This window comes from Buttiauxella sp. BIGb0552, from assembly GCF_004366275.1.
Classification (GTDB): Bacteria; Pseudomonadota; Gammaproteobacteria; order Enterobacterales; family Enterobacteriaceae; genus Buttiauxella; species Buttiauxella gaviniae.
In genome coordinates this window covers 733215-758443 of record NZ_SODY01000002.1, presented here as the reverse complement: position 1 = coordinate 758443, position 25229 = coordinate 733215, and the positions used below count along the sequence as shown (strand labels likewise).

The 25229-nt window shown below is 50.0% G+C and carries 24 protein-coding genes and 1 other annotated feature; of the genes, 14 read left to right on the top strand and 10 right to left on the bottom strand.

Going from position 1 to position 25229, the window contains the following annotated elements:
• Positions 1-2: 2 nt before the first annotated feature.
• Complete coding sequence (gene ykgO, locus EDF88_RS08225) at positions 3-143, top strand: type B 50S ribosomal protein L36 (RefSeq protein WP_034458060.1); 141 nt, start codon at positions 3-5, stop codon at positions 141-143.
• Positions 144-186: 43 nt separating this feature from the next.
• Here the strand turns inward: ykgO and EDF88_RS08220 are convergent, their stop codons facing one another.
• From EDF88_RS08220 to acrA, 6 genes are all read right to left on the bottom strand, one after another.
• On the bottom strand, positions 187-645 hold the full coding sequence (locus EDF88_RS08220) for a YlaC family protein (RefSeq protein ID WP_134183996.1): 459 nt from the start codon (positions 643-645) through the stop codon (positions 187-189).
• A 101-nt stretch (positions 646-746) separates the two neighbouring features.
• Positions 747-1313, bottom strand: a complete 567-nt coding sequence (maa, locus tag EDF88_RS08215; RefSeq protein WP_064516698.1) for a maltose O-acetyltransferase — start codon at positions 1311-1313, stop codon at positions 747-749.
• Between the two features lie 322 nt (positions 1314-1635).
• Complete coding sequence (locus tag EDF88_RS08210) at positions 1636-1854, bottom strand: HHA domain-containing protein (protein WP_034458066.1); 219 nt, start codon at positions 1852-1854, stop codon at positions 1636-1638.
• Positions 1855-1884: 30 nt separating this feature from the next.
• On the bottom strand, positions 1885-2259 hold the full coding sequence (tomB, locus tag EDF88_RS08205; protein WP_034458068.1) for an Hha toxicity modulator TomB: 375 nt from the start codon (positions 2257-2259) through the stop codon (positions 1885-1887).
• A 553-nt stretch (positions 2260-2812) separates the two neighbouring features.
• Positions 2813-5962, bottom strand: coding sequence for a multidrug efflux RND transporter permease subunit AcrB (gene acrB / locus EDF88_RS08200; RefSeq protein ID WP_134183994.1), 3150 nt, complete (start codon positions 5960-5962; stop codon positions 2813-2815).
• Positions 5963-5984: 22 nt separating this feature from the next.
• On the bottom strand, positions 5985-7184 hold the full coding sequence (gene acrA, locus EDF88_RS08195; RefSeq protein WP_134183992.1) for a multidrug efflux RND transporter periplasmic adaptor subunit AcrA: 1200 nt from the start codon (positions 7182-7184) through the stop codon (positions 5985-5987).
• A gap of 143 nt (positions 7185-7327) precedes the next feature.
• Here acrA and acrR point away from each other — a divergent pair, with 143 nt between their 5' ends.
• A complete protein-coding gene (acrR, locus tag EDF88_RS08190; RefSeq protein WP_064516704.1) occupies positions 7328-7969 on the top strand; it encodes a multidrug efflux transporter transcriptional repressor AcrR in 642 nt (213 codons plus the stop codon).
• A gap of 129 nt (positions 7970-8098) precedes the next feature.
• Entirely contained in the window at positions 8099-11479 is a 3381-nt protein-coding gene (gene mscK, locus EDF88_RS08185) for a mechanosensitive channel MscK (protein ID WP_064516706.1), read from the top strand.
• Between the two features lie 3 nt (positions 11480-11482).
• Here mscK and rsmS read toward each other — a convergent pair whose 3' ends face one another.
• Genes rsmS through priC form a run of 3 tightly spaced genes read right to left on the bottom strand, consistent with a single transcriptional unit; the run spans position 11483 to position 12452 of the window.
• Positions 11483-11638, bottom strand: a complete 156-nt coding sequence (gene rsmS / locus EDF88_RS08180; RefSeq protein WP_134183990.1) for a pleiotropic regulatory protein RsmS — start codon at positions 11636-11638, stop codon at positions 11483-11485.
• Positions 11639-11887 (bottom strand): hypothetical protein, encoded by a 249-nt coding sequence (locus EDF88_RS08175; RefSeq protein WP_134183988.1) that lies wholly within the window; start codon positions 11885-11887, stop codon positions 11639-11641.
• Between the two features lie 28 nt (positions 11888-11915).
• Positions 11916-12452 carry a primosomal replication protein PriC gene (gene priC, locus EDF88_RS08170; RefSeq protein WP_064516711.1) on the bottom strand — a complete coding sequence of 179 codons (537 nt, stop codon included), beginning with the start codon at positions 12450-12452 and terminating at the stop codon, positions 11916-11918.
• 45 nt (positions 12453-12497) lie between these two features.
• Here priC and EDF88_RS08165 point away from each other — a divergent pair, with 45 nt between their 5' ends.
• The 4 genes from EDF88_RS08165 (at position 12498) to EDF88_RS08150 (ending at position 16320) form a co-directional block, all read left to right on the top strand.
• The gene (locus EDF88_RS08165; RefSeq protein ID WP_034458081.1) at positions 12498-12875 is read left to right on the top strand and encodes a DUF454 family protein; all 378 of its coding nucleotides are present in this window, start codon (positions 12498-12500) and stop codon (positions 12873-12875) included.
• A gap of 138 nt (positions 12876-13013) precedes the next feature.
• Positions 13014-13565: an adenine phosphoribosyltransferase gene (gene apt / locus EDF88_RS08160; protein ID WP_034493753.1), complete on the top strand. Its 552-nt coding sequence runs from the start codon at positions 13014-13016 to the stop codon at positions 13563-13565.
• Positions 13566-13858: 293 nt separating this feature from the next.
• The gene (gene dnaX, locus EDF88_RS08155) at positions 13859-15778 is read left to right on the top strand and encodes a DNA polymerase III subunit gamma/tau (protein WP_064516713.1); all 1920 of its coding nucleotides are present in this window, start codon (positions 13859-13861) and stop codon (positions 15776-15778) included.
• Positions 15108-15172: a sequence feature (DnaX frameshifting element), on the top strand. It overlaps the preceding gene by 65 nt.
• A gap of 212 nt (positions 15779-15990) precedes the next feature.
• Positions 15991-16320 carry a YbaB/EbfC family nucleoid-associated protein gene (locus tag EDF88_RS08150; RefSeq protein ID WP_034458087.1) on the top strand — a complete coding sequence of 110 codons (330 nt, stop codon included), beginning with the start codon at positions 15991-15993 and terminating at the stop codon, positions 16318-16320.
• A gap of 109 nt (positions 16321-16429) precedes the next feature.
• Here the strand turns inward: EDF88_RS08150 and EDF88_RS08145 are convergent, their stop codons facing one another.
• Positions 16430-17341 carry a LysR family transcriptional regulator gene (locus EDF88_RS08145; protein WP_226812123.1) on the bottom strand — a complete coding sequence of 304 codons (912 nt, stop codon included), beginning with the start codon at positions 17339-17341 and terminating at the stop codon, positions 16430-16432.
• Between the two features lie 104 nt (positions 17342-17445).
• Here EDF88_RS08145 and EDF88_RS08140 point away from each other — a divergent pair, with 104 nt between their 5' ends.
• The 7 genes from EDF88_RS08140 (at position 17446) to EDF88_RS08110 (ending at position 25202) form a co-directional block, all read left to right on the top strand.
• The gene (locus EDF88_RS08140) at positions 17446-18312 is read left to right on the top strand and encodes a pirin family protein (protein WP_134183984.1); all 867 of its coding nucleotides are present in this window, start codon (positions 17446-17448) and stop codon (positions 18310-18312) included.
• A gap of 74 nt (positions 18313-18386) precedes the next feature.
• Entirely contained in the window at positions 18387-19064 is a 678-nt protein-coding gene (locus EDF88_RS08135) for an isochorismatase family protein (protein ID WP_134183982.1), read from the top strand.
• A gap of 105 nt (positions 19065-19169) precedes the next feature.
• The gene (gene recR, locus EDF88_RS08130) at positions 19170-19775 is read left to right on the top strand and encodes a recombination mediator RecR (RefSeq protein WP_034458095.1); all 606 of its coding nucleotides are present in this window, start codon (positions 19170-19172) and stop codon (positions 19773-19775) included.
• A 236-nt stretch (positions 19776-20011) separates the two neighbouring features.
• Positions 20012-21886 carry a molecular chaperone HtpG gene (htpG, locus tag EDF88_RS08125; RefSeq protein WP_064516722.1) on the top strand — a complete coding sequence of 625 codons (1875 nt, stop codon included), beginning with the start codon at positions 20012-20014 and terminating at the stop codon, positions 21884-21886.
• 207 nt (positions 21887-22093) lie between these two features.
• The gene (adk, locus tag EDF88_RS08120; RefSeq protein WP_064516724.1) at positions 22094-22738 is read left to right on the top strand and encodes an adenylate kinase; all 645 of its coding nucleotides are present in this window, start codon (positions 22094-22096) and stop codon (positions 22736-22738) included.
• Positions 22739-22872: 134 nt separating this feature from the next.
• The gene (gene hemH, locus EDF88_RS08115) at positions 22873-23835 is read left to right on the top strand and encodes a ferrochelatase (protein ID WP_064516726.1); all 963 of its coding nucleotides are present in this window, start codon (positions 22873-22875) and stop codon (positions 23833-23835) included.
• A 62-nt stretch (positions 23836-23897) separates the two neighbouring features.
• Positions 23898-25202 (top strand): inosine/guanosine kinase, encoded by a 1305-nt coding sequence (locus EDF88_RS08110; RefSeq protein WP_064516728.1) that lies wholly within the window; start codon positions 23898-23900, stop codon positions 25200-25202.
• Positions 25203-25229: the final 27 nt, after the last annotated feature.

Sequence of the window (25229 nt, the reverse complement as noted above, 5' to 3'; positions counted from 1 at the left end):
AGATGCAGGTTCTAAATTCATTACGTAGTGCAAAGCAACGCCATCCAGATTGCCAGATTGTGAAGCGTAAAGGGCGGCTGTATGTGATTTGCAAAAGTAACCCGCGTTTCAAAGCGGTGCAGGGCGGGAAGAAGCGGCGTTAAGACAAGGGGCATTTCGCCCCTTGTCTCTTATAAGTTGTGAACGTTACGGACGTCCGAGCGAGAAAATATCGTAAAATGAGAGCTCGCCTTTCGTCGCCACCATCTTATGCAGTAGCGATTTTTGTTGTTCGTCAACACCAGGGGAATGCAGGATTTTATCGATCAATGTGGGTGGAACGTTACGCGTGTTGTACCACTCACCGTTATAGCAAACGCGTAAATCCAGCACATCAATGTCGTCATAGCGATAACGGGGATTCACATCAAAAAAGAAAAAGCCGTTTAGCAGCGCAAACAACACAACCAATAGCCAAACCGATCCCGACAGAGTATCCGATTCCAGCATCACCCATAGAGTTGCGAACCAACCTATCCACATGCCAATAAATAACCCCGGATGCTTGCGAATAAAGCTGATGCTAAAACGCGGGCGATTGTCGCGCTTTTCTTCCGCATTGAGTTGTTCGATTGTATCGGTGAGCAGACGCTGAATTTCAGTCATGATGGCCTTCTGAACGGGAACGCGACAGGCAGAGAACTGTTATTTTAAGAAGCCCTGCGAGGGTAAAAAAGTAACAGTTTCGCCATAAAAAACCATAACAGTTAATGTGGCGTGTCAGGCACCATTTTAATCAGCCGAGCTGGGTTTCCTGCAACTACCGAATTCGCCGGAATATCTTTAGTGACGACGGAGCCGGCACCTATCACTACATTATCGCCAATAGTCACACCAGGGTTGATAACCGCGCGCCCGCCAATCCAGACATTATTGCCAATCGTGACAGGTTTACCGAACTCAACACCATTGTTGCGCGTTTCAGCATCCAGCGGATGAGTCGCAGTATAAATATGAACACCTGGAGCCAACATGCAATTCTCACCGATGTGAACAGGACAAACGTCGAGAATCACACAGTCAAAATTGGCGTAGAAGTTTTTGCCGAGGAAAATATTGTAGCCGTAATCACAACGAAACGATGGTTCAATATAGGCATCCAGACTTTGGCCTAATAGTTGTTCGAGCAGTTCACTACGAATGGCTTTTTCATCTGGAGCGGTGTGATTAAAACGGTGAATCAGATGGCGCGCTTTTACGCGGTCATCTCGGAGCTGTTGGTCTGCAGGGCGATAAAATTCGCCTGCAATCATTTTGTTTTTTTCTTCACTCATGGTGATGCCTTTTAAAATAGACAGGACACCCGTTACCCTAAGCGATTAGTTTGTAATTAATGTGGCTATAGCTCCTTTTTGTGACGGTAATCACATGGTTAAATGTGCTATTAACAATCACAAATTAAGGGAAGCGACGGACAGAATGTAGCAAGCCTTACAAAAGAGCGATGAGCAGCTTGTATCTCGAAAGCTGAACAGCCCAGGATAAATATCTATTTAGCACGCTATTAAGTGACAAAAAGAGTTCCTGAATCCATTTGTCGCTGATTACAACAGCATGTCAGTCTGAAACCATAAAGGTAATAACAGTTAAGGGGTATTAGCGGATAAATTTCCATACAGATGGTGGTATTTTATCGTAAAGCTTATTCATGGTCAGTTCAGCCAGACGATGGTCTGCTGCTGAATAAAATACAGCCAACTCATTATCTGGTAATTCGTATTTATTCTTTTCGATTACGCGCTCTAAAGTGTCAATTGTTTGGCAGCGTCGCAGGCGCATCAAATAATCGGTCTTAGTTAGTGGTTTTGTTGTCATGAAATCACCTTATTACATCTTGTAATAGTTCTAAAAGGAGAGGCTTACAGGGTTAGCGCGACTCTCTGTGACGAAACATCGGAATAACCGATTCCCGGACTTACGCCATTTCTGCAAGTCTTGGGCATTGATGCCATAGTTACTGAACAGCATAAATGTATCGTCTAAATATTCGTCAATTTGTTCAATCAATTTACTCTCATCATCGTACTTAATTTTGTAATTAAGTGCGAAAGCAGCAATATGCTCAATCAATTCATTCAACTGCAAGTTAATGGCCGAAGTAGGATCATTAACCCAACCATGATTACTCTCGCCAAGGTTGGTAAGGCAGTCATGATACAGGTTTTCGCAGAGAAATTTAAGCTGCGCGATATCATGCCGTTTTGGTGAGTATTCGTCCATAATGCAGCCCCTTTTTATCGAAGAAAATTTGATAAACAAAACGCCTTGGGGTGGACACACCTGGATGAGGTGGGAATCAATTACAACGATTATTCCATATACGTTTACTATAAATCAATCCGTAGTAGATTTCCTTTCACTATTACGAAAAATTACATTTACAGCAAAGCTGTTTACTCTAACGTAATGTTTATTAAGACTTTCACTTTTTTTAAAAGCATTGTCTGATAAATTAACTTAAGTGAATGTTTAGGAAAGCAGTTTATATTCAATAGGTTAATTTTGTGTTATCGCAATGAATCTTAAACGAGGTGTAAATAAGAGGTTAATTAAGAATCTTCCTAATATATAAGTATGAACCTTCTTGCCTTATCTGCCAGTGAATTTAAGAAATATCTTGTCATCATATTCAACTCCAACTGAGTTTTTATTGCAACATTTAGAAACCTATCGTAGAAAAAGCCAGCAGCTATCGTTATTTATTAATATGACAAATAGGGCCGCAGATATAAAAAAGGCCGCTTGCGCGGCCTTTTAATTGCAGATTTAAGACTTACTTGTGGTGCTCAACAGCGTGAGTGTGTTCGACATCTTCAGACTTACGGCTGAAGCGACGGCGAACTACCACGAAGAACACTGGTACGAAGAAGATAGCCAGGACTGTTGCAGTAACCATCCCGCCCATTACCCCTGTACCTACGGCGTTCTGTGCACCAGAGCCTGCACCGGAGCTGATTACCAGTGGCATTACCCCGAGGATAAACGCCAGTGATGTCATCAGAATTGGACGTAGACGCATACGAACAGCTTCCAGCGTAGCTTCAATTAAGCCTTTGCCTTCTTTCTCCATCAAGTCTTTGGCGAATTCCACGATAAGTATCGCGTTCTTCGCCGACAAGCCAATGGTTGTCAGCAGGCCTACCTGGAAGTACACGTCGTTGGTCAGCCCACGCAGCGTCGCGGCAAGCAGTGCACCGACAACCCCAAGTGGAACAACCAGCATGACCGAGAATGGAATCGACCAGCTCTCGTACAGTGCAGCCAGACACAGGAACACCACTATCAGGGAAATGGCATACAGGGCAGGGGCCTGGTTACCAGATAAACGTTCCTGATAGGACATACCCGTCCAGTCATAACCAATACCGGTTGGCAGTTTGCTGGCCAGTTGTTCCATCAGGTCCATCGCTTCACCGGTACTCTTACCCGGAGCCGCCTGACCAAGGATTTCCATGGACGGTAAACCGTTGTAACGTTCCAGACGCGGTGAGCCGTATTCCCAGTGCGCAGAAGAGAACGCTGAGAATGGCACCATCTGCCCAGTAGAGCCGCGAACATACCAGCTGTTGATATCGCTTGGTAGCATACGGAATGGCGCATCAGCCATCAGGTAAACTTTCTTCACACGACCACGGTCGATGAAGTCGTTCACATAACTACCACCCCATGCAGCACCCAGTGTGGTGTTGATGTCGCTGATAGAAACGCCCAATGCTTGCGCTTTTTCCTGGTCAATATCGATTTTGAACTGCGGCGTATCTTCCAGACCGTTTGGACGCACGCCCACTAACAGATCAGAGTGTTTAGCGACTTCGCCAAACAACTGGTTACGCGCCTGAGTCAGTTTTTCGTGACCAAGGTTTGCCTGGTCAATCAACTGGAAGTCGAAGCCCGTTGCAGTACCCAGTTCAACGATAGCTGGCAGGTTAAATGCGAACACGATGGCATCTTTGATTTTCGAGAACTCGGCACTGGCGCGAGCTGCAATGGCCGGAACCTTGTTCTCTTCACCTGGACGCTCATCCCAATCTTTCAAGGATACGAATGCCAGACCGGTGTTCTGCCCCTGACCAGAGAAGCCAAAGCCGTTAACGGTAAATACGGAGTTAACGTTGTCTTTCTCTTTTTCGAGGTAGTACTTGGTCACATCATCAAGAACGGCTTGTGTACGTTCTTGTGTTGCACCCGCAGGCAGCTGTGCCATGGTCAGGAACACGCCCTGGTCTTCATCTGGCAAGAAGGAACTTGGCAGGCGAATAAACAGGAAGGCCATGCCAACCACAATCAGCAGATAAAGCACTAAGTAACGACCGGTGCTACGCAAAATATTACCGACGCTGTCGGTATAGTGATGCGTGCTCTTGTCGAACATATTGTTAAACCAGCCGAAGAAGCCTTTCTTCTCGTGGTGCTCGCCTTTCGCGATTGGCTTAAGCAGGGTGGCACAAAGTGCTGGTGTCAAAATCATTGCTACCAGTACAGAAAGCACCATTGCCGATACGATGGTAATAGAGAACTGACGATAGATTGCACCTGTAGAACCGCCGAAGAATGCCATTGGTATAAATACCGCCGACAGTACCATCGCGATCCCGACCAGAGCGCCCTGAATCTGCTCCATTGATTTGCGTGTGGCTTCTTTTGGTGGCAATCCTTCTTCCACCATTACACGCTCAACGTTCTCTACTACCACGATGGCATCATCAACCAACAAGCCTATCGCAAGCACCATCCCGAACATCGTTAGGGTGTTTATCGAATAGCCAAAGACGGCAAGGATGGCAAACGTCCCCAGCAGTACCACCGGTACCGCAATCGTTGGAATCAATGTGGCGCGGAAGTTCTGCAAGAACAGATACATTACCAGGAACACCAGCACGATTGCTTCAACGAGGGTTTTTACTACCTCTTTGATAGAGATTTTAACGAATGGCGTGGTGTCATATGGATAAACAACTTTCAGACCCGCAGGGAAGAAGGGCTGTAGTTTTTCCACAGTGGCACGTACCGCATTGGCGGTATCCAGGGCGTTAGCACCGGTTGCCAGCTTGATACCTAAACCAGACGCAGGTTGGCCGTTGAAACGTGCAACAACGTTATAGTTCTCGCCGCCCAACTCAACTTTTGCCACATCTTTAAGCAGAACACGTGAGCCATCCTGATTCACTTTCAGCAGAATTTTGCTGAACTCATCGGCAGATTTTAAACGGGTCTGAGCAATGATTGAGGCGTTAAGTTGTTGACCTTTAACTGGTGGAGTACCACCTAACTGACCTGCTGCTACCTGGGCGTTCTGCGCTTTGATAGCGGCAATAACATCAACCGGCGTGAGCTGGTAATTGTTCAGTTTGTTCGGATCCATCCAGATACGCATCGCGTACTGAGCACCAAACAGCTGAACATCACCGACACCGCGAGTACGGCTGATCGGGTCTTTAATGGTTGCGCCAACGTAGTCCGAAATATCTTCCTGTGTCATGGAGCCATCGGTGTTGATCATACCGAGAACCATCAGGAAGCTACTGGAGGACTTCTCAACGCTAACACCTTGCTGCTGTACTTCTTGAGGAAGCAGTGGCATCGCAAGTTGCAGTTTGTTCTGAACCTGTACCTGGGCGATATCCGCGTCAGTACCAGAATCAAAGGTAATAGTTATGGTTACAGAACCAGAGGAATCACTGGATGAGGACATGTACAGCAGGTTGTCGATACCGTTCATGTTCTGTTCGATAACCTGTGTAACGGTATCCTGTACCGTTTTCGCATCTGCACCTGGATAGTTTGCTGAGATCGAAATTGCCGGTGGCGCAATGGTTGGATATTGCGCGATCGGTAATTTCATGATCGCAAGCCCGCCCGCCAACATAATAATGATGGCGATTACCCAGGCAAAAATCGGGCGATCGATAAAAAACTTAGCCATGTCTTAACGGCTCCTGTTTAAGTTAAGACTTCGTTTGTTCAGACTGTGCGCCAGCGGCTGCTTGATCCTGGCCTTTATTTTCTGCCGCCACTTCCTGCGCTTTCACCTGAACACCGGGTTTCACTTTTTGCAAACCGGTCACAATAACGCGATCACCATCCTTCAACCCACTGGTTACCAGCCATTTGTCGCCGATAGCTTGAGCTGCGGTGATATTGCGTACTTCTACTTTGTCATCTTTACCAATAACCATTGCTGAAGCATCACCACGCGGTGTACGAGTCACACCTTGTTGTGGAACTAACAGTGCGTTTGGATTGGTACCTTCTTCCAGTTGTGCGCGAACAAACATGCCCGGCAGTAACGTTTTATCTGGATTCGGGAAGATAGCTCGCAAAGTGATAGAACCGGTGGTCTGGTCAACCGTCACATCAGAAAACTCTAAAGAGCCTTCTTGTGGGAAAGTGATACCGTCGTTGGTCACTAATTTGACTTTAGCTTTACCGTTTTCTTGTTTCAGTTTGCCTTCAGCCAGCTCTTGCTTAAGGCGCAAGAAATCATTGCTGGATTGGGTTACATCGACATAAATCGGGTCGAGCTGTTGTACGGTTGCCAGTGCAGAAGCTTGTCCGCTAGTCACCAGAGCGCCTTCTGTAACAGAAGACTTACCAATGCGACCGCTAATAGGTGAAGTCACTTTGGTATATGCAAGGTTAATGCGAGCAGTTTCAACGGCGGCTTTAGCAGCCACAACAGATGCGTTTGCCTGTTGAGAATCGGCAAGTGCAGTGTCGTAGTCTTGTTGACTGATGTACTTAGTACCTAACAGTTTCTGATAACGTTTAAGCGTCAGCTGAGCAATATTTGCACTTGCTTGTGCTTTTGCGAGGTCGCCTTTAGCGCTGTCATATGCGGCCTGGTATGTTGCAGGGTCGATTTGATACAGCGAAACGCCAGCCTTGATTTCACTTCCTTCTTCGAAGTTACGTTTCAGGATGATGCCACTGACTTGCGGGCGAACTTCTGCAATACGATAAGCGCTTGTACGGCCAGGAAGCTCTGTAGTTATCTGCAAAGGAGCACTTTTCAGAGTTACCACACCCACTTCCGGGGTATGCGGCGCACTCTGTTTTGTCTCTTTGTCATTACATCCTGTAAGTACTAAGCTGCCTGAGAGCATCAGAATGGCCGCCAGAGGCGTAAACCCTCTGTTTTTGTTCATATGTAAACCTCGAGTGTCCGATTTCAAAGTTGTTCAATGGATCAAATGTCCACAAACCCATTGCTGCGTTTATATTATCGTCGTGCTATGGTACATACATTCACAAATGTATGTAAATCTAACTACCGTTATTTCACCCACTTATGGCACGAAAAACCAAACAACAAGCACTGGAAACACGCCAACACCTTCTGGATGTTGCGATCCGCTTGTTTTCACAATACGGAGTTTCCGCAACTTCGCTTGCAGATATCGCAAAAGCAGCTGGTGTAACCCGTGGTGCAATTTACTGGCATTTCAAAAATAAGTCGGATTTGTTTAATGAAATCTGGGAGCTAACTGAGTCCAGTATTGGCGATTTAGAAACTGAGTATCGGGCAAAATTTCCTGACGATCCACTTTCTGTTGTCAGAGAGTTACTTATTTACATATTACAAGCAACTGTCGCCGATGAACGCCGCCGCTTAATGACCGAAATCATCTTCCATAAGTGCGAGTTTGTAGGTGAACTGGCTGTTTTACAACAGGCCAGACGCGAACTTTATATGGAAGGAAACGAGAGAATTGAGAGCAGTTTGCAGCGTTGTATTGATGCTGAAATGTTACCCAAAAACTTGCGTCTTGCTCACGCCGTTATCTTACTGCGTAGTTATATTACCGGGCTGATTGAAAACTGGCTGGTTGCACCAGATAGTTTTGATCTCCACGGCCAGGCCGAGGACTACGTCGCCATTCTGCTGGAAATGTTTCAAACCTGCCCAACCCTGAGATCCATCCCACAATAAAAATATGCTTATTAGGGTGATTCTGAACATAGTAGACCAAGGTTTTTCCGAAAAGACGTGCTAATCTTGCGGCTCATATTTCGTCTTTAACTCGCCATTCTTCGGCCTGTTCTCAAACACTGTCAAACTATGCCGCAACTCTTGTATTCACTGTATTCACGTCGCGTACCCGCACGTTTTTTGCTCATTGCATTCGTTAGCCTGCTTTGCGTGCTGGCGCAGCCAGCCTGGGCGCAAAAAAATGGTAGCGATCTCCCTAGCCGCGATGAGATTCAAAATCAGCTGTCCGCACTGAATAAGCAAAAGACACTGTCTCCAAATGACAAACTCACCCAACAAGATCTCAATGAGACTCTTGAGGTGCTGGATAAAATTGATCGGGTCAAGGACGAAACGGCAAAACTCCATCAGCAGGTGACGGAAGCACCAAAAGTGCTGCGCAAAGCCACTGATGCGCTCAACGAGATTAAAAACCAACACGCCAATCCGGCCGATGAAGAAGCGGAAATCGAAGCGCTCAGTTTGCGCCAACTTGAGTCTCGCCTGAATGATTTAATGACGGAGTTACAGAACGCGCAAAGCGATTTAGCGACCTGGAATAGCCAACTGATCTCGCTGCAAACGCAACCTGAGCGTGTTCAGAATGCAATGACTGCGGCATCGACTCAGCTTGAAGCGATTCGCAATCGTCTTAATGGTGTAACGCCAGGCGCTGTAGATTTACGACCAAGCCAGCAAACTTTATTACTGGCCCAACAAGCATTATTGAACGCGCAGTTAGATCAACAGCGTGACAGCCTCAAAGGCAACACCATCTTGCAAGATACGTTGCAAAAGCAACGTGACTACACCAATGCGCATATTAATCAAATGGAGGCGACCCTCCAGATCCTGCAAAAAGTGGCGAGCAGCAAGCGTTTAACCCTGACGCAGCAGACCGCGCAGGACGCCATAGACTCTGAAGATACCGTTAAAATTCAGCAAAACCCGTTGGTTAAGCAGGAGTTGGATATCAACCATCAGTTGAGCCAGCGTCTGATTGACGCCACTCAGCATGCCAATGAAATGGTGCCTTCGAGCATTCGCATTAAAAATACGCTGGATCGTGCTCTGCAATCTGAACGTAACCTCAAAGAACAGATCGCCGTTCTGAAAGGCAGCTTGTTGCTGTCGCGTATTCTTTACCAACAGCAGCAACAAAACCTGCCGTCGGCGGAAGACACTGAAGATCTGACCAACCGCATTGCGGATATTCGTCTCGAACAGTTTGATGTAAACCAGCAACGTGACGCGTTGTTCCAACCGGACGAGCTGGTCGCGAAAATCGAAGATGGTCATAAAGCCGATGTCACCCCGGAAGTTCACGATGCGTTATTGCAGGTTCTGGATACTCGTCGTGAATTGCTCGATCAGTTGAATAAGCAGCTTGGCATGCAGTTAATGCTGGCCATCAACTTGCAGAACAACCAGCAGCAGCTGCAAAACGTCACCAAATCCCTCGACCAGATCCTGACTGAGCAAATTTTCTGGGTAACCAGTAATAAGCCGATGGATTGGGACTGGCTGAAATCATTGCCTTCTTCTCTGCGCGATCAGTTTAAAAACGCCAGACTCAATTTTAAAGGGCCAGAAAACTCGCTTAAAATTCTCGCCATTCTGCTGCTGATGATTCCGGCTTTGTTGTTGGCAGGCGTTATACGCTGGCGCTTTAAAGCGATAGACCGCTATCTGGAAAAGCAGGCGAGTCGTGTCGGGCAATTGCGTAACGACAGCCAAATGCTGACCCCGAAAGCCATTGCTCTGACGCTGGTTAAAGTTTTGCCGGGCGCTCTGGTCATCTACTCAATCGGCCTGGTGTTTGCTGGCTTGCAGATGAACATCAGCGAATCGATGTTGGCGTTTTGCAAACAGCTCTCCTTGTTCTGGTTAGTCTTCGGTTTAACTTACCAGGTGCTCTCTAAAAATGGTGTAGCTGTTAGCCACTTTAATATGCAACCGCAACTGTGCAGCCATTATCGCCGCCAACTGGTGCGTATTGGTTGTGCACTATTACCGTTGTTATTCTGGTCGGTGCTCGGGGAGCGTTCGCCGCTACATCTGGTTGAAGATGCGTTGGGTCAACTGATCATCTTCTTCAACCTGTTGCTTATCACCGCGCTTGTCTTCCCAATGTGCCGTGAAAACTGGCGCAATAAAAACAACCACACCATGCAGTTGTTTACTGTCACGATGATGGGCGTGGTACCCGCGGTGTTAATCGTGCTTACAGCGATGGGCTATTTTTATACGACACTTCGCCTTGCCGGTCGCTGGATTGAAACTATCTATCTGATACTTATCTGGAACCTGGTTTATCAGACCGTACTGCGTGGATTAAGCGTTGCAGCGCGTCGTATGGCTTACCGCCGCGCCGTTGCGCGCCGTGAGAATCTGGTGAAAGAGGGCGCAGAAGGGGGCGAGCCGGTAGAAGAGCCACCGTTAGCGTTGGACCAAATCAACCAGCAAACCATGCGTCTGGCTATCATTGCTCTGTTCGCCCTGTTTGCACTGGTGTTCTACACCATTTGGTCAGATTTGTTCGGGGTATTCGGTTACCTGGACAGTATCCAGCTCTGGAGTTATAGCGCTTCCGAAGCGGGTGTAGCAGTAGTGAAAAACGTCACCATGGGCAGCCTGTTATTTGCCGCGATTGCTTTCGCTGTTGCCTGGGTGCTGATTCGTAACTTACCGGGCCTGCTTGAAGTCCTGGTACTCTCACGTCTGCAAATGCGTCAGGGTGCTTCATACGCCATCACTACCATTCTTAACTACGCCATTACTGCCGTAGGGGCGATGACCATCTTCGGCTCTCTCGGTGTGTCATGGGATAAGTTGCAATGGCTGGCAGCCGCGCTGTCGGTGGGCTTAGGTTTTGGTTTGCAGGAGATATTCGGTAACTTCGTTTCCGGCCTTATTATCCTGTTTGAACGCCCGGTGCGTATCGGCGATACCGTTACGATTGGTGCATATTCCGGTAGCGTCAGCAAAATTCGTATTCGTGCCACCACGATTACAGACTTTGACCGCAAAGAAGTGATCATCCCGAACAAAGCGTTTGTGACGGAGCGACTGATCAACTGGTCGCTTACCGACACCATCACCCGCGTGGTTATCCGTCTGGGAGTGGCGTACGGATCCGATCTGGATAAAGTGCGTGAGATCTTACTGAAAGCGGCGCATGAACACCCGAAAGTGATGCACGACCCGGAACCGACGGTGTTCTTCACCACCTTCGGGGCCAGCACGTTAGATCACGAACTGCGTCTGTATGTGCGTGAACTGCGTGACCGCAGCTACACCGTCGATGAGCTAAACCGGACTATCGATCGTCTGTGTCGCGAAAATGGCATTAATATCGCCTTCAACCAACTCGAAGTGCATTTGCGTAATGACAAAGGTAATGAATTGACAGAAGTGAAACGCGATATCAAGGGCAACTCAAACGGTGACGACATCGTTCCTGCTCAGTAAAAATTAGCGGGAGGCTTTCTCTTCCCGCTTACGCAAAAAATCCTGACGGACAATCTCAAGCGCTGCGAGCGCGGTTTCCGTCGGGATTTCATATTGTTCCAGCAGCATTATCAAATCGACAGCCAGTTTGACTTCTTCTGGTGCGTTTTCCAGCGACATTTAATTAACCTGTAGTTTGCGAAACAAAAAGAGAAATAACAGCGCGCCAATGACGGCGGCAAACAGCGCTCGCGCATCAAGCGTGGCCAAAGTACCAATATTAAAGACGGCGCAAATATAGCCGCCGATCAGTGCCCCTGCGGTGGTTGTCACGACTGCAATCGCAAACATGCCGCTTCTTGCTGGCCATAACAGCCTCATCATTACCGCGACCAGCACACCGATTAATACCCAGGCTAAAAGTCCCATGTAGCTTCTCCCGATTGACCGACTCTCGTTAGCTTAGCCCACGTTCCCGGCGTTCGATGGATCGCTCGATACGCGTTAAAGCCTGGCGACAACGCTGCAAACGGCCTTCAAGAGCGGCCAGTTCCTTCTGGAGCTTTTGTTGCCCGGCGAGCGTGACCTGTACTGAAAGCTGGCTTTCACGATCGCTAATCATAATCTGGATGCGGCGCTCATAATCCTGGTGAGTGGAGAGCTTCTCATACAAGTTTTCGACAACCGGCGGCTGCGGATCGTTTTTACGCATCTTCCAGGTCGCCAGCTCACGCTGCAAAGCGGAAATCTGCGCCACCAGCTTTTCGGCCAGATACGCAACTTGCTCCGCTTTACCCACTTTCACGCTAAGCTGTAGCTGTGCGAGATTTGCCTGAACTTCGGTCAGATAATCTTTAAGTTGCGTACTGTGAGTGGAAAACAGTTTACGATCGAAGCGTGCTTGCGATGCGCGTTGTAACGAGACAGGCGCAATGGCCTGTGCGAGTTCCGCGACGCGAGCATCCAAAGCTTGTAACAGCGCGGCGGTTTTCACAAAATGAATCTCCAGTGTTGCACGTGTTTAAGTACGGAATAATGAATGAAACGGATCATTTTAATCATCATTGGTTGGCTGGCGGTAGTCCTTGCGACGCTGGGTGTTGTTTTACCTTTACTTCCCACAACCCCATTTTTGCTGCTGGCGGCCTGGTGCTTCGCCCGTTCCTCGCCGCGCTTTCATCACTGGTTACTGTACCGCTCATGGTTTGGCAGTTATATCCGCCATTGGCAGGACCATCGTGCGCTGCCGCCGGGAGCTAAACCCAGGGCGCTGATTTTCATCGTATTAACCTTTGCGGTATCCCTTTATCTGGTCAATATTCTGTGGGTCAGACTACTATTATTAGTGATGATGTGCGCGCTGCTGTTCTTTATGTGGCGTATGCCGGTAATTGATGAAAAGCAACAAAAGCCATAAACCGCATTTGCAGTGGTTGCAATTGTTGGTGCCAGCCAGTAAATTCGACCGTTTTCGAGCACGGTATGACCGATTATTGAACGTTTAATAAATCCGTCTCGTGCTTTGTTAGAATCATGTTTTTAGCAGGCATTAATTATGACCGCGACTGCGCAGCAGCTTGAATATCTGAAAAATAGCATCAAAAGTATTCCAGACTACCCAAAACCTGGGATCTTATTCCGTGACGTTACCAGCTTGCTTGAAGATCCGAAAGCCTACGCCACCAGCATCGAGTTATTAGTCTCACGCTTCAAAGACGCCGGTATCACCAAAGTGGTGGGTACCGAAGCGCGTGGGTTCTTGTTTGGCGCACCGGTTGCGCTGGAATTAGGTGTCGGCTTCGTGCCGGTACGCAAGCCTGGCAAACTGCCGCGTGAAACTATCGCTGAAAACTACGAGCTGGAATACGGCACCGATCAGCTGGAGATCCACGTTGATGCAATCCAGCCTGGCGACAAAGTTCTGGTGGTGGATGACCTGCTGGCAACTGGCGGCACCATCGAAGCAACAGTGAAACTGATCCGCCGTTTGGGTGGGGAAGTGACTGACGCTGCGTTTATCATCAATCTGTTTGATATTGGTGGTGAGCAGCGCCTGGAAAAAATGGGCGTGAAAAGCTACAGCCTCGTGCTTTTCCCTGGCCACTAAGTCCAGCCTTCGTATTCCCCAAATTATACCCGTTAGCATTCGAGTTGCAGGTAGGCGGCAAGGACGAGACAAATTCGTCGGGAACGAATTTGACCAGCCGAAGGCTGGCCTCCGGTGAGAGACAGGAGTCTCTCATCCCATGGAGCTTACATGAGTAAGTGACTGGGATGAGCGTATGCAGCCAACACCCCTGCAGCTTGAAGGATGATGGGTATAGAAGCCTCGCCCATAAGGTGAGGCTTATGTTAGCATTACCCCCTCAATTCACTCCCGCGATGTAGAGCCTATCTCGAATGAGCTACCAGGTCTTAGCCCGCAAATGGCGGCCACAAACTTTTGCTGATGTAGTCGGCCAGCAACACGTGTTGACTGCCCTGGCTAATGGCTTATCCATGGGCCGAATCCACCACGCCTATCTCTTTTCAGGGACGCGCGGCGTGGGTAAAACGTCCATCGCTCGCCTGTTGGCGAAAGGGTTAAATTGTGAAACCGGCATTACCGCCACTCCTTGCGGTGTATGCGACAATTGTCGCGAAATCGAACAAGGTCGCTTTGTTGATCTGATTGAAATTGATGCCGCCTCGCGCACCAAAGTAGAAGATACGCGTGATTTGCTGGACAACGTTCAGTACGCGCCAGCGCGTGGCCGCTTCAAAGTTTATCTTATCGATGAAGTGCACATGCTCTCCCGCCACAGCTTCAACGCATTGTTGAAGACGCTGGAAGAGCCGCCATCGCACGTCAAATTCCTGCTGGCGACGACTGACCCGCAAAAACTGCCGGTCACTATTCTTTCTCGCTGCCTACAATTCCACCTGAAAGCGCTGGATGTCGAACAAATCCGCCATCAGTTGGAATACATTCTTGGCGAAGAAAAAATCCCCAGCGAAACCCGTGCTCTGCAACTGTTGGCTCGCGCCGCAGATGGCAGCCTACGTGATGCACTAAGTCTTACCGACCAGGCGATTGCGAGTGGTGATGGGCATGTAACAACAGCCGCTGTCAGCACGATGCTGGGCACGCTCGATGACGACCAGGCTCTTTCGCTAGTTGAGGCGATGGTGCAGGCTGATGGTGAGCGAGTGATGAACTTGCTTAATGAAGCCGCCGGGCGCGGTGTTGAGTGGGAAGCTTTGTTGGTGGAAATGCTGAGTTTGCTGCACCGCGTAGCAATGGTTCAGCTTTCGCCTGCAGCCTTAGGCAGCGACATGGCCGCGATTGAACAGCGTATGCGTGAGCTGGCGCGTGTCGTGCCGCCTGCTGAAGTCCAACTTTATTACCAAACCTTGCTGATTGGTCGCAAAGAGCTATCCTGGGCGCCAGATCGCCGTATGGGCATTGAAATGACTCTGTTGCGCGCGCTGGCATTCCACCCGCGCAAGCCACTACCAGAGCCAGAACAACCGCGTCAGGCGCCAAGTATTCCGGTGGTGAACCCTGTTCCGGTGCGCCAACAAATGACACCCGCGCCACGGCCCAATGAGACTGCGCTGCCAGACACCACCAGTCAGGTGTTGCAAGCGCGAACACAGCTCATGCGCCAGCAGGGAGCCAACAAAGCAAAAAAGAGTGAGCCGGCAGCGCCAAATCTAGCGCGGCCGGCAAAGAACAGTACCGCTCTGGAACGTTTAGCCTCGGTGAGCGAACGTATCCAGTCCCGGCCCGCAGCGCAGACAGAAGAAAAGCCTGAGCCCAAGCCCGAGGCTTATCGCTGGAAGTCGCAAATTGTTTCTGATGTCGTCGAAGAACCCGTTGCGACACCAAAAGCATTGAAGCGCGCGATGGAGCATGAGAAAACGCCTGAGCTTGCGCAAAAACTGGCTCTGGAGGCCATTGAGCGCGATAGCTGGTCGGCTGAAATTAGCCAACTGGTGCTGCCGAAATTAGTGCAGCAGCTTGCATTAAATGCCTGGAAAGAGCAGGACGGTAACCGTGTCTGTTTGCACTTGCGCCCGGCACTTCGGCATTTGAATTCACCGTCGGCGCAGAAAACGCTGGTGGACGCGTTGAGTACTTTTAGTGGTGAAACTGTTGAGCTGACTATTATTGAAGATGATAATCTTGCGCAACGTACCCCGCTTGAATGGCGCCAGGCCATCTACGAAGAGAAGCTGGCACAAGCGCGGGAAGCAATGAAAACTGACAACAACATTCAGACGCTGCGTCGTTTCTTTGATGCAGAACTGGATGACGATAGTATTCGACCAATTTGACAGACCGGTTATACCCTTCGCCCTTCAAGTAGCAGGGTTGTTGGCTGCTCTCGTTCACCCGAATCACTTACTCAAGTAAGCTCATCGGGATTCATTCGATTGCCGCCTACCTGCATCTTGAAGTAGCTTGGGTATATGCCGGTTTGTTGTAAACCCTGATAGCCGTTAATCGTCACGTACGGTTAGTCGGCCCGAGCAAAAGAGAGAAGACTATGTTTGGAAAAGGCGGTCTGGGCAACATCATGAAGCAAGCCCAGCAGATGCAGGAAAAAATGGCCCAGGTTCAGGAAGAAATCGCCCAAATGGAAGTCACTGGCGAATCCGGCGCGGGTCTGGTCAAAGTGACCATCAATGGTGCTCACAACTGCCGTCGCGTGGAAATCGATCCAAGCCTGATGGAAGATGACAAAGAGATGGTTGAAGACCTGGTTGCTGCGGCCTTCAACGATGCGGCTCGTCGTATCGGCGAAGCGCAGAAAGAGAAAATGGCGGGTGTTTCCAGCGGGATGCAGTTGCCACCAGGCTTCAAAATGCCATTCTGATTTTCTGTCATTCTTCGTGTTGCGGGGGCGTTAGCTGCACTCGCAACACGAATTATTTAGGGCATTAATAGTTTGCCCTTAACTCAATGAGGGCATCTAACTAACACCCTTACTCCTCTTCAAACTCCGCATAACTCTCCACCAGAAAATCAATCAATGCCCTGACCGCCGGTAACTGACCGCGCCGCGAAGGAAACACCAAATGAATAACCTCACGCCTTGCTCGCCACTCGGGTAACAAACGCACCAGGCTTCCATCTGCCAGTTGCTTGTTAACCATTAATATTGGCAACTGAACCAACCCCACACCTGCCAGCGCAGCCGCTCGTAGCGCATCCATATCCGTGGTCACAAAGCGTGGCTTGTGGTGCAGCGTCACTTCCTGATTATCCGGGCCGAACAGGCACCAGCGGTAAATCTGCTGCGGTTTTGACAATGCCAGACTTGGCCAGTGCTGAAGATCTGCCGGTGATGCAGGCGTTGTAAAGCGCTCAACCAGTTCGGGGCTTGCCACAAGGCACATGCCGCGATCCGCCAGCTTGCGCATCACCAGATCGCTATCGTCCAGTGGCAATGGGCGTACCCGCACCGCTAAATCGACATTTTCATTTAGCACATCAACCTGGCGATTTGTCTCTTCAAGCTGCACGGTGACTTGCGGATAAAGGGCCATAAACTTCGCCAGCATCTCTCCGATATGCACATGCAGCAGAGCAATCGGACAGCTCAGGCGAATCAGCCCACGAGGCTCTGCGCGTAACGAATTAATCGCTTCCTGCGCGGCTTCGGCTTCAATAATCATTGCTTTGCAGTGGCGATAAAAAATCTGCCCGGCCTCGGTTACTGTGAAACTGCGTGTTGAACGCTGAATCAAACGTGTCTCAAGACTTTCTTCCAGTAGTGCAATACGGCGACTCAAGCGTGATTTTGGAATGCCGATAACGCGGCTTGCTGGAGAAAACCCTCCGTTATCCACCACTTGCACGAAATACCACAGATCGTTGAGGTCTTGCATTGCCATTGTCCTGTTTATGGAACACTGAGTTCATTTTCAGAGTCTACCGGGGAGTTCGTCTTATGAGTAAGCTTTATCTCAACAGAAATCGACACTCTATGGAGATAACGATGAAATCAATTCTTGGCGTTTATTCAGCACCGACTTCCCACTGGGTGGGCGATGGCTTCCCGGTTCGCTCACTGTTTTCTTACTCAAAATTTGAAAAACAGCTCAGCCCGTTCCTGCTGCTCGATTACGCAGGCCCAGCGGAATTTAAGCCGAGCAACAAAGGGCAGCGCGGCGTTGATGTACACCCGCACCGCGGTTTTGAGACCGTCACCATCGTCTACAAAGGCGAAGTGGCTCACCGCGATTCCACCGGCAGCGGCGGTGTGATTGGCCCGGGTGACGTGCAGTGGATGACCGCTGGCAGTGGCATTTTGCATGAAGAGTTCCACTCACCGGCTTTCAGCGAGAAGGGCGGTACGCTTGAAATGGTTCAGCTGTGGGTCAACTTGCCAGCCAAAGACAAGTCGACGCCACCGAACTACCAGTCCATTACCGACGCCGATATCCCGGTTGTCACGCTACCGGATAACGCAGGACAGATACGTGTCATCGCAGGTGAAATGGATGGCGCAAAAGGCCCAGCACACACATTTTCTCCACTGCGTGTGCTGGATATGCGGCTCAATGCGCACAGTTCTACGCAACTGACGCTGCCAGATGGCTGGAACACGGCGCTGGTGGTTCTCAAAGGCACAGTACAGGTCAATGGGCAGGAAGTGGTTCGTGAGGCGCAACTGGTGGTGCTGGATGCTAAAGGTGAAACAGTGACGCTTGAAGCCAACAATGACGCAGTCGTTCTGGTATTGAGCGGTGAGCCGCTGAACGAGCCAGTGGTGGGATACGGGCCGTTTGTCATGAACACCCGTGAGGAAATCAAAGAGGCCATTGACGATTTTAATCAGGGCAAATTTGGTCAGAAAGTTTAACTAGCATAAACGGCTATCGTCCAGGTAGCCGTTAACTTTCAGTAGTTTATTTATTAAATTAAGAGGATATGAACATGGCTCCTGCAAACTTTAACGGACAAATTCCAATGATTGACCCGAGTGACGCGGTAATGCTGCTTATCGACCATCAAAGCGGTTTGTTCCAGCTCGTGCACGATATGCCAATGCCAACTTTACGCACTCATGCCACCGTGCTTGCTAAAGTTGCAACGCTTGCAAATATTCCGGTCATCACCACCGCTTCTGTACCACAGGGCCCGAATGGCCCGCTGATTCCAGAAATCCACCAGTACGCACCGCATGCGCAATATGTGCCGCGTAAAGGTGAAATCAACGCCTGGGACAACCCTGATTTCGTCGCTGCGGTAAAAGCTACCGGACGCAAAACACTGATTATTGCCGGTACTGTAACCAGCGTGTGCATGGCTTTCCCGGCAATCAGTGCCGCGGCCGAAGGTTTTAAAGTCTTTGCAGTGATTGACGCCTCCGGCACCTATTCCAAAATGGCCCAGGAAGTGACTTTGGCGCGTGTGGTGCAGGCGGGTGTTGTGCCGATGGACACCGCCGCAGTAGTAGCCGAAGTCCAGCACACCTGGAACCGTGATGATGCTATGGAGTGGGCAAACCTGTGGGGTGGCGTGTTTATTGAGTACGGCTTACTGATCGAAAGCTACCAAAAAGCGCAAGACGTAGTGACCAATCAGGAGCAACTCGACTCCCAACGCGCATAAAAGTTTTCCCCTTGCGCAGCACCTCGCACAAGGGGATTATTTTCTATGCCCTCCTGCGGGGCTAATGTTAGGCTATGGTCCACTCTTTTTTCAGAAGTCTGAGCGATGCAAACCAGTCCTTTACTTACCGCCCTTATGGAATCCTTGCGCTGCCTGCCAGGCGTTGGCCCAAAGTCTGCCCAACGTATGGCGTTCGCGCTCCTGCAACGCGACCGCAGCGGTGGAATGCGTCTTGCTCAAGCGTTAACACGCGCGATGTCTGAAATTGGCCACTGTGCTGATTGCCGTACTTTTACCGAACAGGAAGTGTGCGCAATCTGCGCCAATCCGCGCCGCCAGGAAAATGGCCAGATTTGTGTGGTGGAAACGCCTGCGGATATCCACGCCATTGAAGCGACCGGCCAGTTTTCCGGGCGTTACTTTGTGCTGATGGGGCATTTGTCTCCAATTGACGGCATCGGCCCGCAAGATATTGGCCTCGACAGGCTAGAACAGCGTCTTGAGCGCGAGACCATCAAAGAACTTATTCTTGCCACCAACCCAACCGTGGAAGGTGAAGCCACCGCCAACTACATTGCCGAGCTATGCGGGCAATATGGTGTGGATGCCAGCCGTATCGCGCACGGTGTGCCGGTGGGCGGCGAGTTGGAAATGGTCGATGGCACGACGTTGTCCCACTCTTTAGCAGGGCGTCACAAGATTAATTTCTAATTTTACCCGTCATACTTGAAGCTGCATCGGCGTTGGCTTCACTCACAAACCCCAGTCACTTACTTGAGTAAGTGACTGGGGTTTTGCTCCCTTGCCGCCTTGATGCAACTCCAATTATTTAGGGTAAAGATTGGAAGAATCTCTTTTCCCGCTTGAAAACCTCACGTTCTATCCTCATATCACCTTCAGCGTTTTCATCACCCCTGTATTTTGATTTTGTTGAGGTATCAATGACCATGAAAGGACAAGAGACACGTGGCTTCCAGTCTGAAGTGAAACAACTTCTGCACCTGATGATCCACTCCCTCTACTCAAATAAAGAAATTTTCCTGCGTGAGCTGATCTCCAACGCCTCTGATGCGGCAGACAAACTGCGCTTCCGCGCATTGTCTCAGGCTGACCTCTACGAGGGTGACGGCGAACTGCGCGTGCGCGTCTCTTTTGATAAAGAAAAACGCACTTTGACCATTGCCGACAACGGCATCGGTATGACGCGCGACGAAGCGATTGATCACCTCGGTACGATTGCAAAATCTGGCACCAAAGCGTTCCTCGAATCCATGGGTTCTGACCAGGCGAAAGACAGCCAGCTTATCGGCCAGTTTGGTGTGGGCTTCTACTCTGCGTTTATCGTGGCAGATAAAGTGACTGTGCGTACTCGCGCAGCAGGCGTGCCTGCAGATCAAGCTGTGTTCTGGGAATCAGAAGGTGCTGGCGAATATACCGTTGCGGATATCACTAAAGCCGATCGCGGTACTGAAATTACCCTGCACCTGCGTGAAGGTGAAGATGAGTTCTTAGATGATTGGCGCGTGCGTTCGACCATCAGCAAATACTCTGACCACATCGCATTGCCGGTTGAGATTGAAACTCGCGAAGAGAAAGATGGCGAAACCATTCTCGGTTGGGAAAAGATCAACAAAGCCCAGGCGCTGTGGACCCGTAGCAAGTCTGAAATTAAAGACGAAGAGTACAACGAGTTCTACAAACATGTGGCTCATGACTTCACTGACCCGCTGACGTATAGCCATAACCGCGTGGAAGGGAAGCAAGAGTACACCAGCCTGCTGTACATCCCGTCTCAGGCGCCGTGGGATATGTGGAACCGTGACCATAAGCACGGCCTGAAGCTGTACGTGCAGCGCGTTTTCATCATGGACGACGCTGAGCAGTTTATGCCGAACTACCTGCGTTTTGTACGTGGTCTGATAGATTCCAACGATCTGCCACTGAACGTGTCGCGTGAAATTCTGCAAGACAGTCGTGTAACGCAAAACCTGCGTAGTGCGCTGACCAAACGCGTATTGCAGATGCTGGAAAAACTGGCAAAAGACGACAGCGAAAAATACCAGACCTTCTGGAAAAACTTCGGTCTGGTGCTGAAAGAAGGCCCTGCTGAAGACAACGCGAACCAGGAAACTATCGCTAAACTGCTGCGCTTTGCGACCACGCATACCGATTCCGCTGCACAGACTGTGTCGCTGGAAGAGTACGTGTCACGCATGAAAGAAGGGCAGGAGAAGATTTACTACATCACCGCCGACAGCTATGCAGCCGCGAAGAGCAGCCCGCATCTGGAGTTGCTGCGTAAGAAAGGCATCGAAGTGTTGCTGCTTTCTGACCGCATCGACGAGTGGATGATGAGCTACCTGACCGAATTCGACGGCAAAATGTTCCAGTCAGTCAGCAAAACTGACGAGTCACTGGAAAAAATGGCCGACGAAGAGACTCCGGAAGCAAAAGAAGCTGAAAAAGCACTTGAGCCGTTTGTTGACCGTGTGAAAACCCTGCTGGGTGAACGTGTGAAAGAAGTGCGTCTGACGCACCGTCTGACCGACACTCCGGCTATCGTGACCACTGACAGCAATGACATGAGCACGCAAATGGCAAAACTGTTTGCCGCTGCGGGCCAGGAAGTGCCGGAAGTGAAGTACATCTTCGAGCTGAACCCGGATCATGGCCTCGTGAAACGTGTTGCGGATACTCAGGATGAAGCGTTGTTCGCTGAGTGGGTTGAGCTGCTGCTCGACCAGGCACTGTTAGCTGAGCGCGGTACGCTGGAAGATCCAAACCAGTTTATCCGTCGTATGAACCAGTTGCTGGTTTCTTAATGACAGGGGCGGGTAGCGATTACGTTTACCCGCCATCCTCCATCAAGAAAAGACAAAAACCTGCCAAAATGGCAGGTTTTTTTTCATCTAAACCCTGCTAACAGCGCTCGCAAGCCCCGCTATTCTTGAGGTGAATACGCCTTTAATGGTAAGGTCATCGCCTCTGCTTTAAATAATCAAAAATCCAAACGAATGGGGAATTACGCAATGCGTATTATTCTGCTTGGCGCTCCGGGCGCAGGTAAAGGAACTCAGGCTCAGTTCATCATGGAGAAATATGGCATTCCGCAAATCTCCACAGGTGACATGCTGCGTGCTGCAGTGAAATCTGGCTCAGAGCTGGGCAAACAAGCAAAAGACATCATGGATGCCGGTAAACTGGTTACAGATGAACTGGTTATCGCTCTGGTTAAAGAACGTATTACCCAGGAAGATTGCCGTAACGGTTTCCTGCTTGATGGTTTCCCACGCACTATTCCACAAGCTGATGCAATGAAAGAAGCTGGCATCAATGTGGACGTGGTTCTGGAGTTCGCAGTGCCGGACGAGCTGATTGTTGAGCGTATCGTTGGCCGTCGCGTACACGCACCATCTGGCCGCGTTTATCACGTCACCTTCAATCCACCAAAAGTGGAAGGTAAAGACGATGCGACTGGCGAAGAGCTGACTACTCGTAAAGACGATCAGGAAGAGACCGTGCGTAAGCGCCTGGTGGAATACCATCAGATGACTGCTCCGCTGATCTCTTACTACAGCAAAGAAGCGCAAGCCGGTAACACCAAATACGTGAAAATCGACGGCACCCGTAAAGTGACAGAAGTTAGCGCTGAGCTGGCTAAAATCCTCGGCTAATTCGTTGCTGAGATAAAAATACCGGGACTTGTGCCCGGTATTTTTTTGCCCAAATTTTGCCCTTTCGCTGTAATCGGTTCTCCTGAGGCGCTTTTACGTTACAATTATCAGCAATCTGTTGATAAGGAGTGGAAATGAATCAGGAAAAAGTGGGTATCTTACTGGCAAACCTTGGCACGCCTGACGCACCCACTCCGGCTGCGGTAAAACGCTATTTACGCCAGTTTTTGAGCGACAAACGCGTGGTTGATACACCGCGCCTGATTTGGTGGCCGCTACTGCGTGGCGTGATTCTTCCTCTGCGCTCGGCTCGAGTCGCCAAACTTTACCAGTCGGTATGGATGGATGAAGGTTCTCCGTTGCTGGTCTACAGCCGCCGTCAACAGGCCGCACTTGCGGCGCAGTTACCAGGCACTCCGGTTGTACTCGGAATGAGTTATGGTTCTCCCTCGCTGAAAAGTGCTGTGGAAGAGCTGATGTCGCATCATGTAGACCATATTGTGGTGCTGCCGCTCTATCCGCAATTTTCTTGCTCGACGGTTGCGGCCGTCTGGGATGAACTGGGGCGTATTTTTGCTAACTATCGCTCATTGCCTTCAATCTCACTGATTCGCGATTATGCTGAAGACACTTCATATATCAATGCGCTGGTGGCTTCGGTAAAACACTCTTTTGCCCAGCATGGCGAGCCGGATGTGTTATTGCTCTCGTACCACGGCATTCCGCAGCGTTATGCCAACGAAGGTGATGATTACCCGCAACGCTGCCGCGACACTACGCGCGAGCTGCTTTCAGCGCTTGAGCTGCCGCCAGAAAAAGTGATGATGACTTACCAGTCGCGTTTTGGCCGCGAACCCTGGCTGATGCCGTATACCGATGAAACGCTGAAAATGTTGGCGGAGAAAGGGGTGAAACACATTCAGGTGATGTGCCCTGGTTTTTCTGCCGATTGCCTCGAAACGCTTGAGGAAATGGCGGTGCAAAACCGTGAAGTCTTCATCGAAGCGGGCGGCACAAAATATGAATATATCCCTGCACTTAATGACGACCCGGCTCACATCGCCATGATGATGAATCTGGTGCAGAAATATCGCTAATCTCACTACTGGCCGTTAATGTGCTACCATTTCCGGCCTGATTAGCAAACTCGAACAACATCATGAAATTTCCCGGCAAACGAAAATCCAAACACTACTTCCCTGTAAACGCGCGCGATCCGTTACTGCAACAGGTTCAGCCTGAAAACGAAACAGGCACTTCCTGGATTGTCGGGATAGACCAGACGCTGGTGGATATCGAAGCCAAAGTCGATGATGCGTTTGTTCATCGTTACGGTTTGAGTTTCGGGCACTCTTTGGTTATTGAAGATGATGTTGCAGAAGCGCTGTATCAGGAACTGGTGCAAAAAGATCTGATTACTCACCAGTTTGCCGGTGGCACCATCGGCAACACCATGCACAACTATTCGGTATTAGCCGATGACCGCTCTGTTTTGTTGGGCGTGATGTGCAGCCACATCGAAATTGGTAGCTACGCCTACCGCTACCTGTGCAACACCTCCAGCCGTACCGACCTCAACTACCTGCAAGGCGTTAACGGGCCGATTGGCCGCTGCTTTACGCTGATTGGCGAGCAGGGCGAGCGTACTTTTGCGATAAGCCCCGGCTACATGAACCAGCTTCGCGCCGAGAGCATCCCGGAAGAGGTGATTGCTGGCGCGTCTGCGTTGGTTCTGACGTCGTATCTGGTGCGCTGCAAAGACGGCGAACCGATGCCAGAAGCGACCATGCAGGCCATCGCCTATGCAAAAAAATACAACGTTCCTGTGGTGCTCACACTTGGCACCAAATATGTCATCGCAGAAAACCCCGAGTGGTGGCAGGCGTTCCTGAAAGAACATGTCTCGATTCTTGCGATGAACGAAGAAGAAGGGCTGGCGCTGACCGGTGAAAACGATCCACTGCTGGCGGCTGATAAAGCGCTGGATTGGGTCGATTTAGTATTGTGTACCGCAGGGCCTGTGGGCCTGTACATGGCGGGCTTTACAGAAGAGTCTTCAAAACGCACGACACAACATCCGTTGTTGCCGGGTGCGATTGCTGAATTTAACCAGTACGAATTTAGCCGCGCAATGCGCCATAAAGACTGCCAGAACCCGATGCGTATTTTCTCGCATATCGCGCCATACATGGGCGGGCCTGAGAAAATCATGAACACCAATGGCGCGGGCGACGGTGCGCTGGCTGCACTTCTGCATGATATAACGGCGAATAATTATCACCGTTCTAACGTGCCAAACTCCAGCAAACACCAGCATACGTGGCTGACTTATTCCTCTTTGGCACAAGTGTGTAAATACGCAAACCGCGTAAGTTACCAGGTGCTGAACCAGCACTCTCCGCGCCTGACGCGTGGCTTGCCAGAGCGCGAAGATAGCCTCGAAGAGTCTTATTGGGCTCGCTAAGTCTTTAGTTTGTAGGGTGGTTAACCC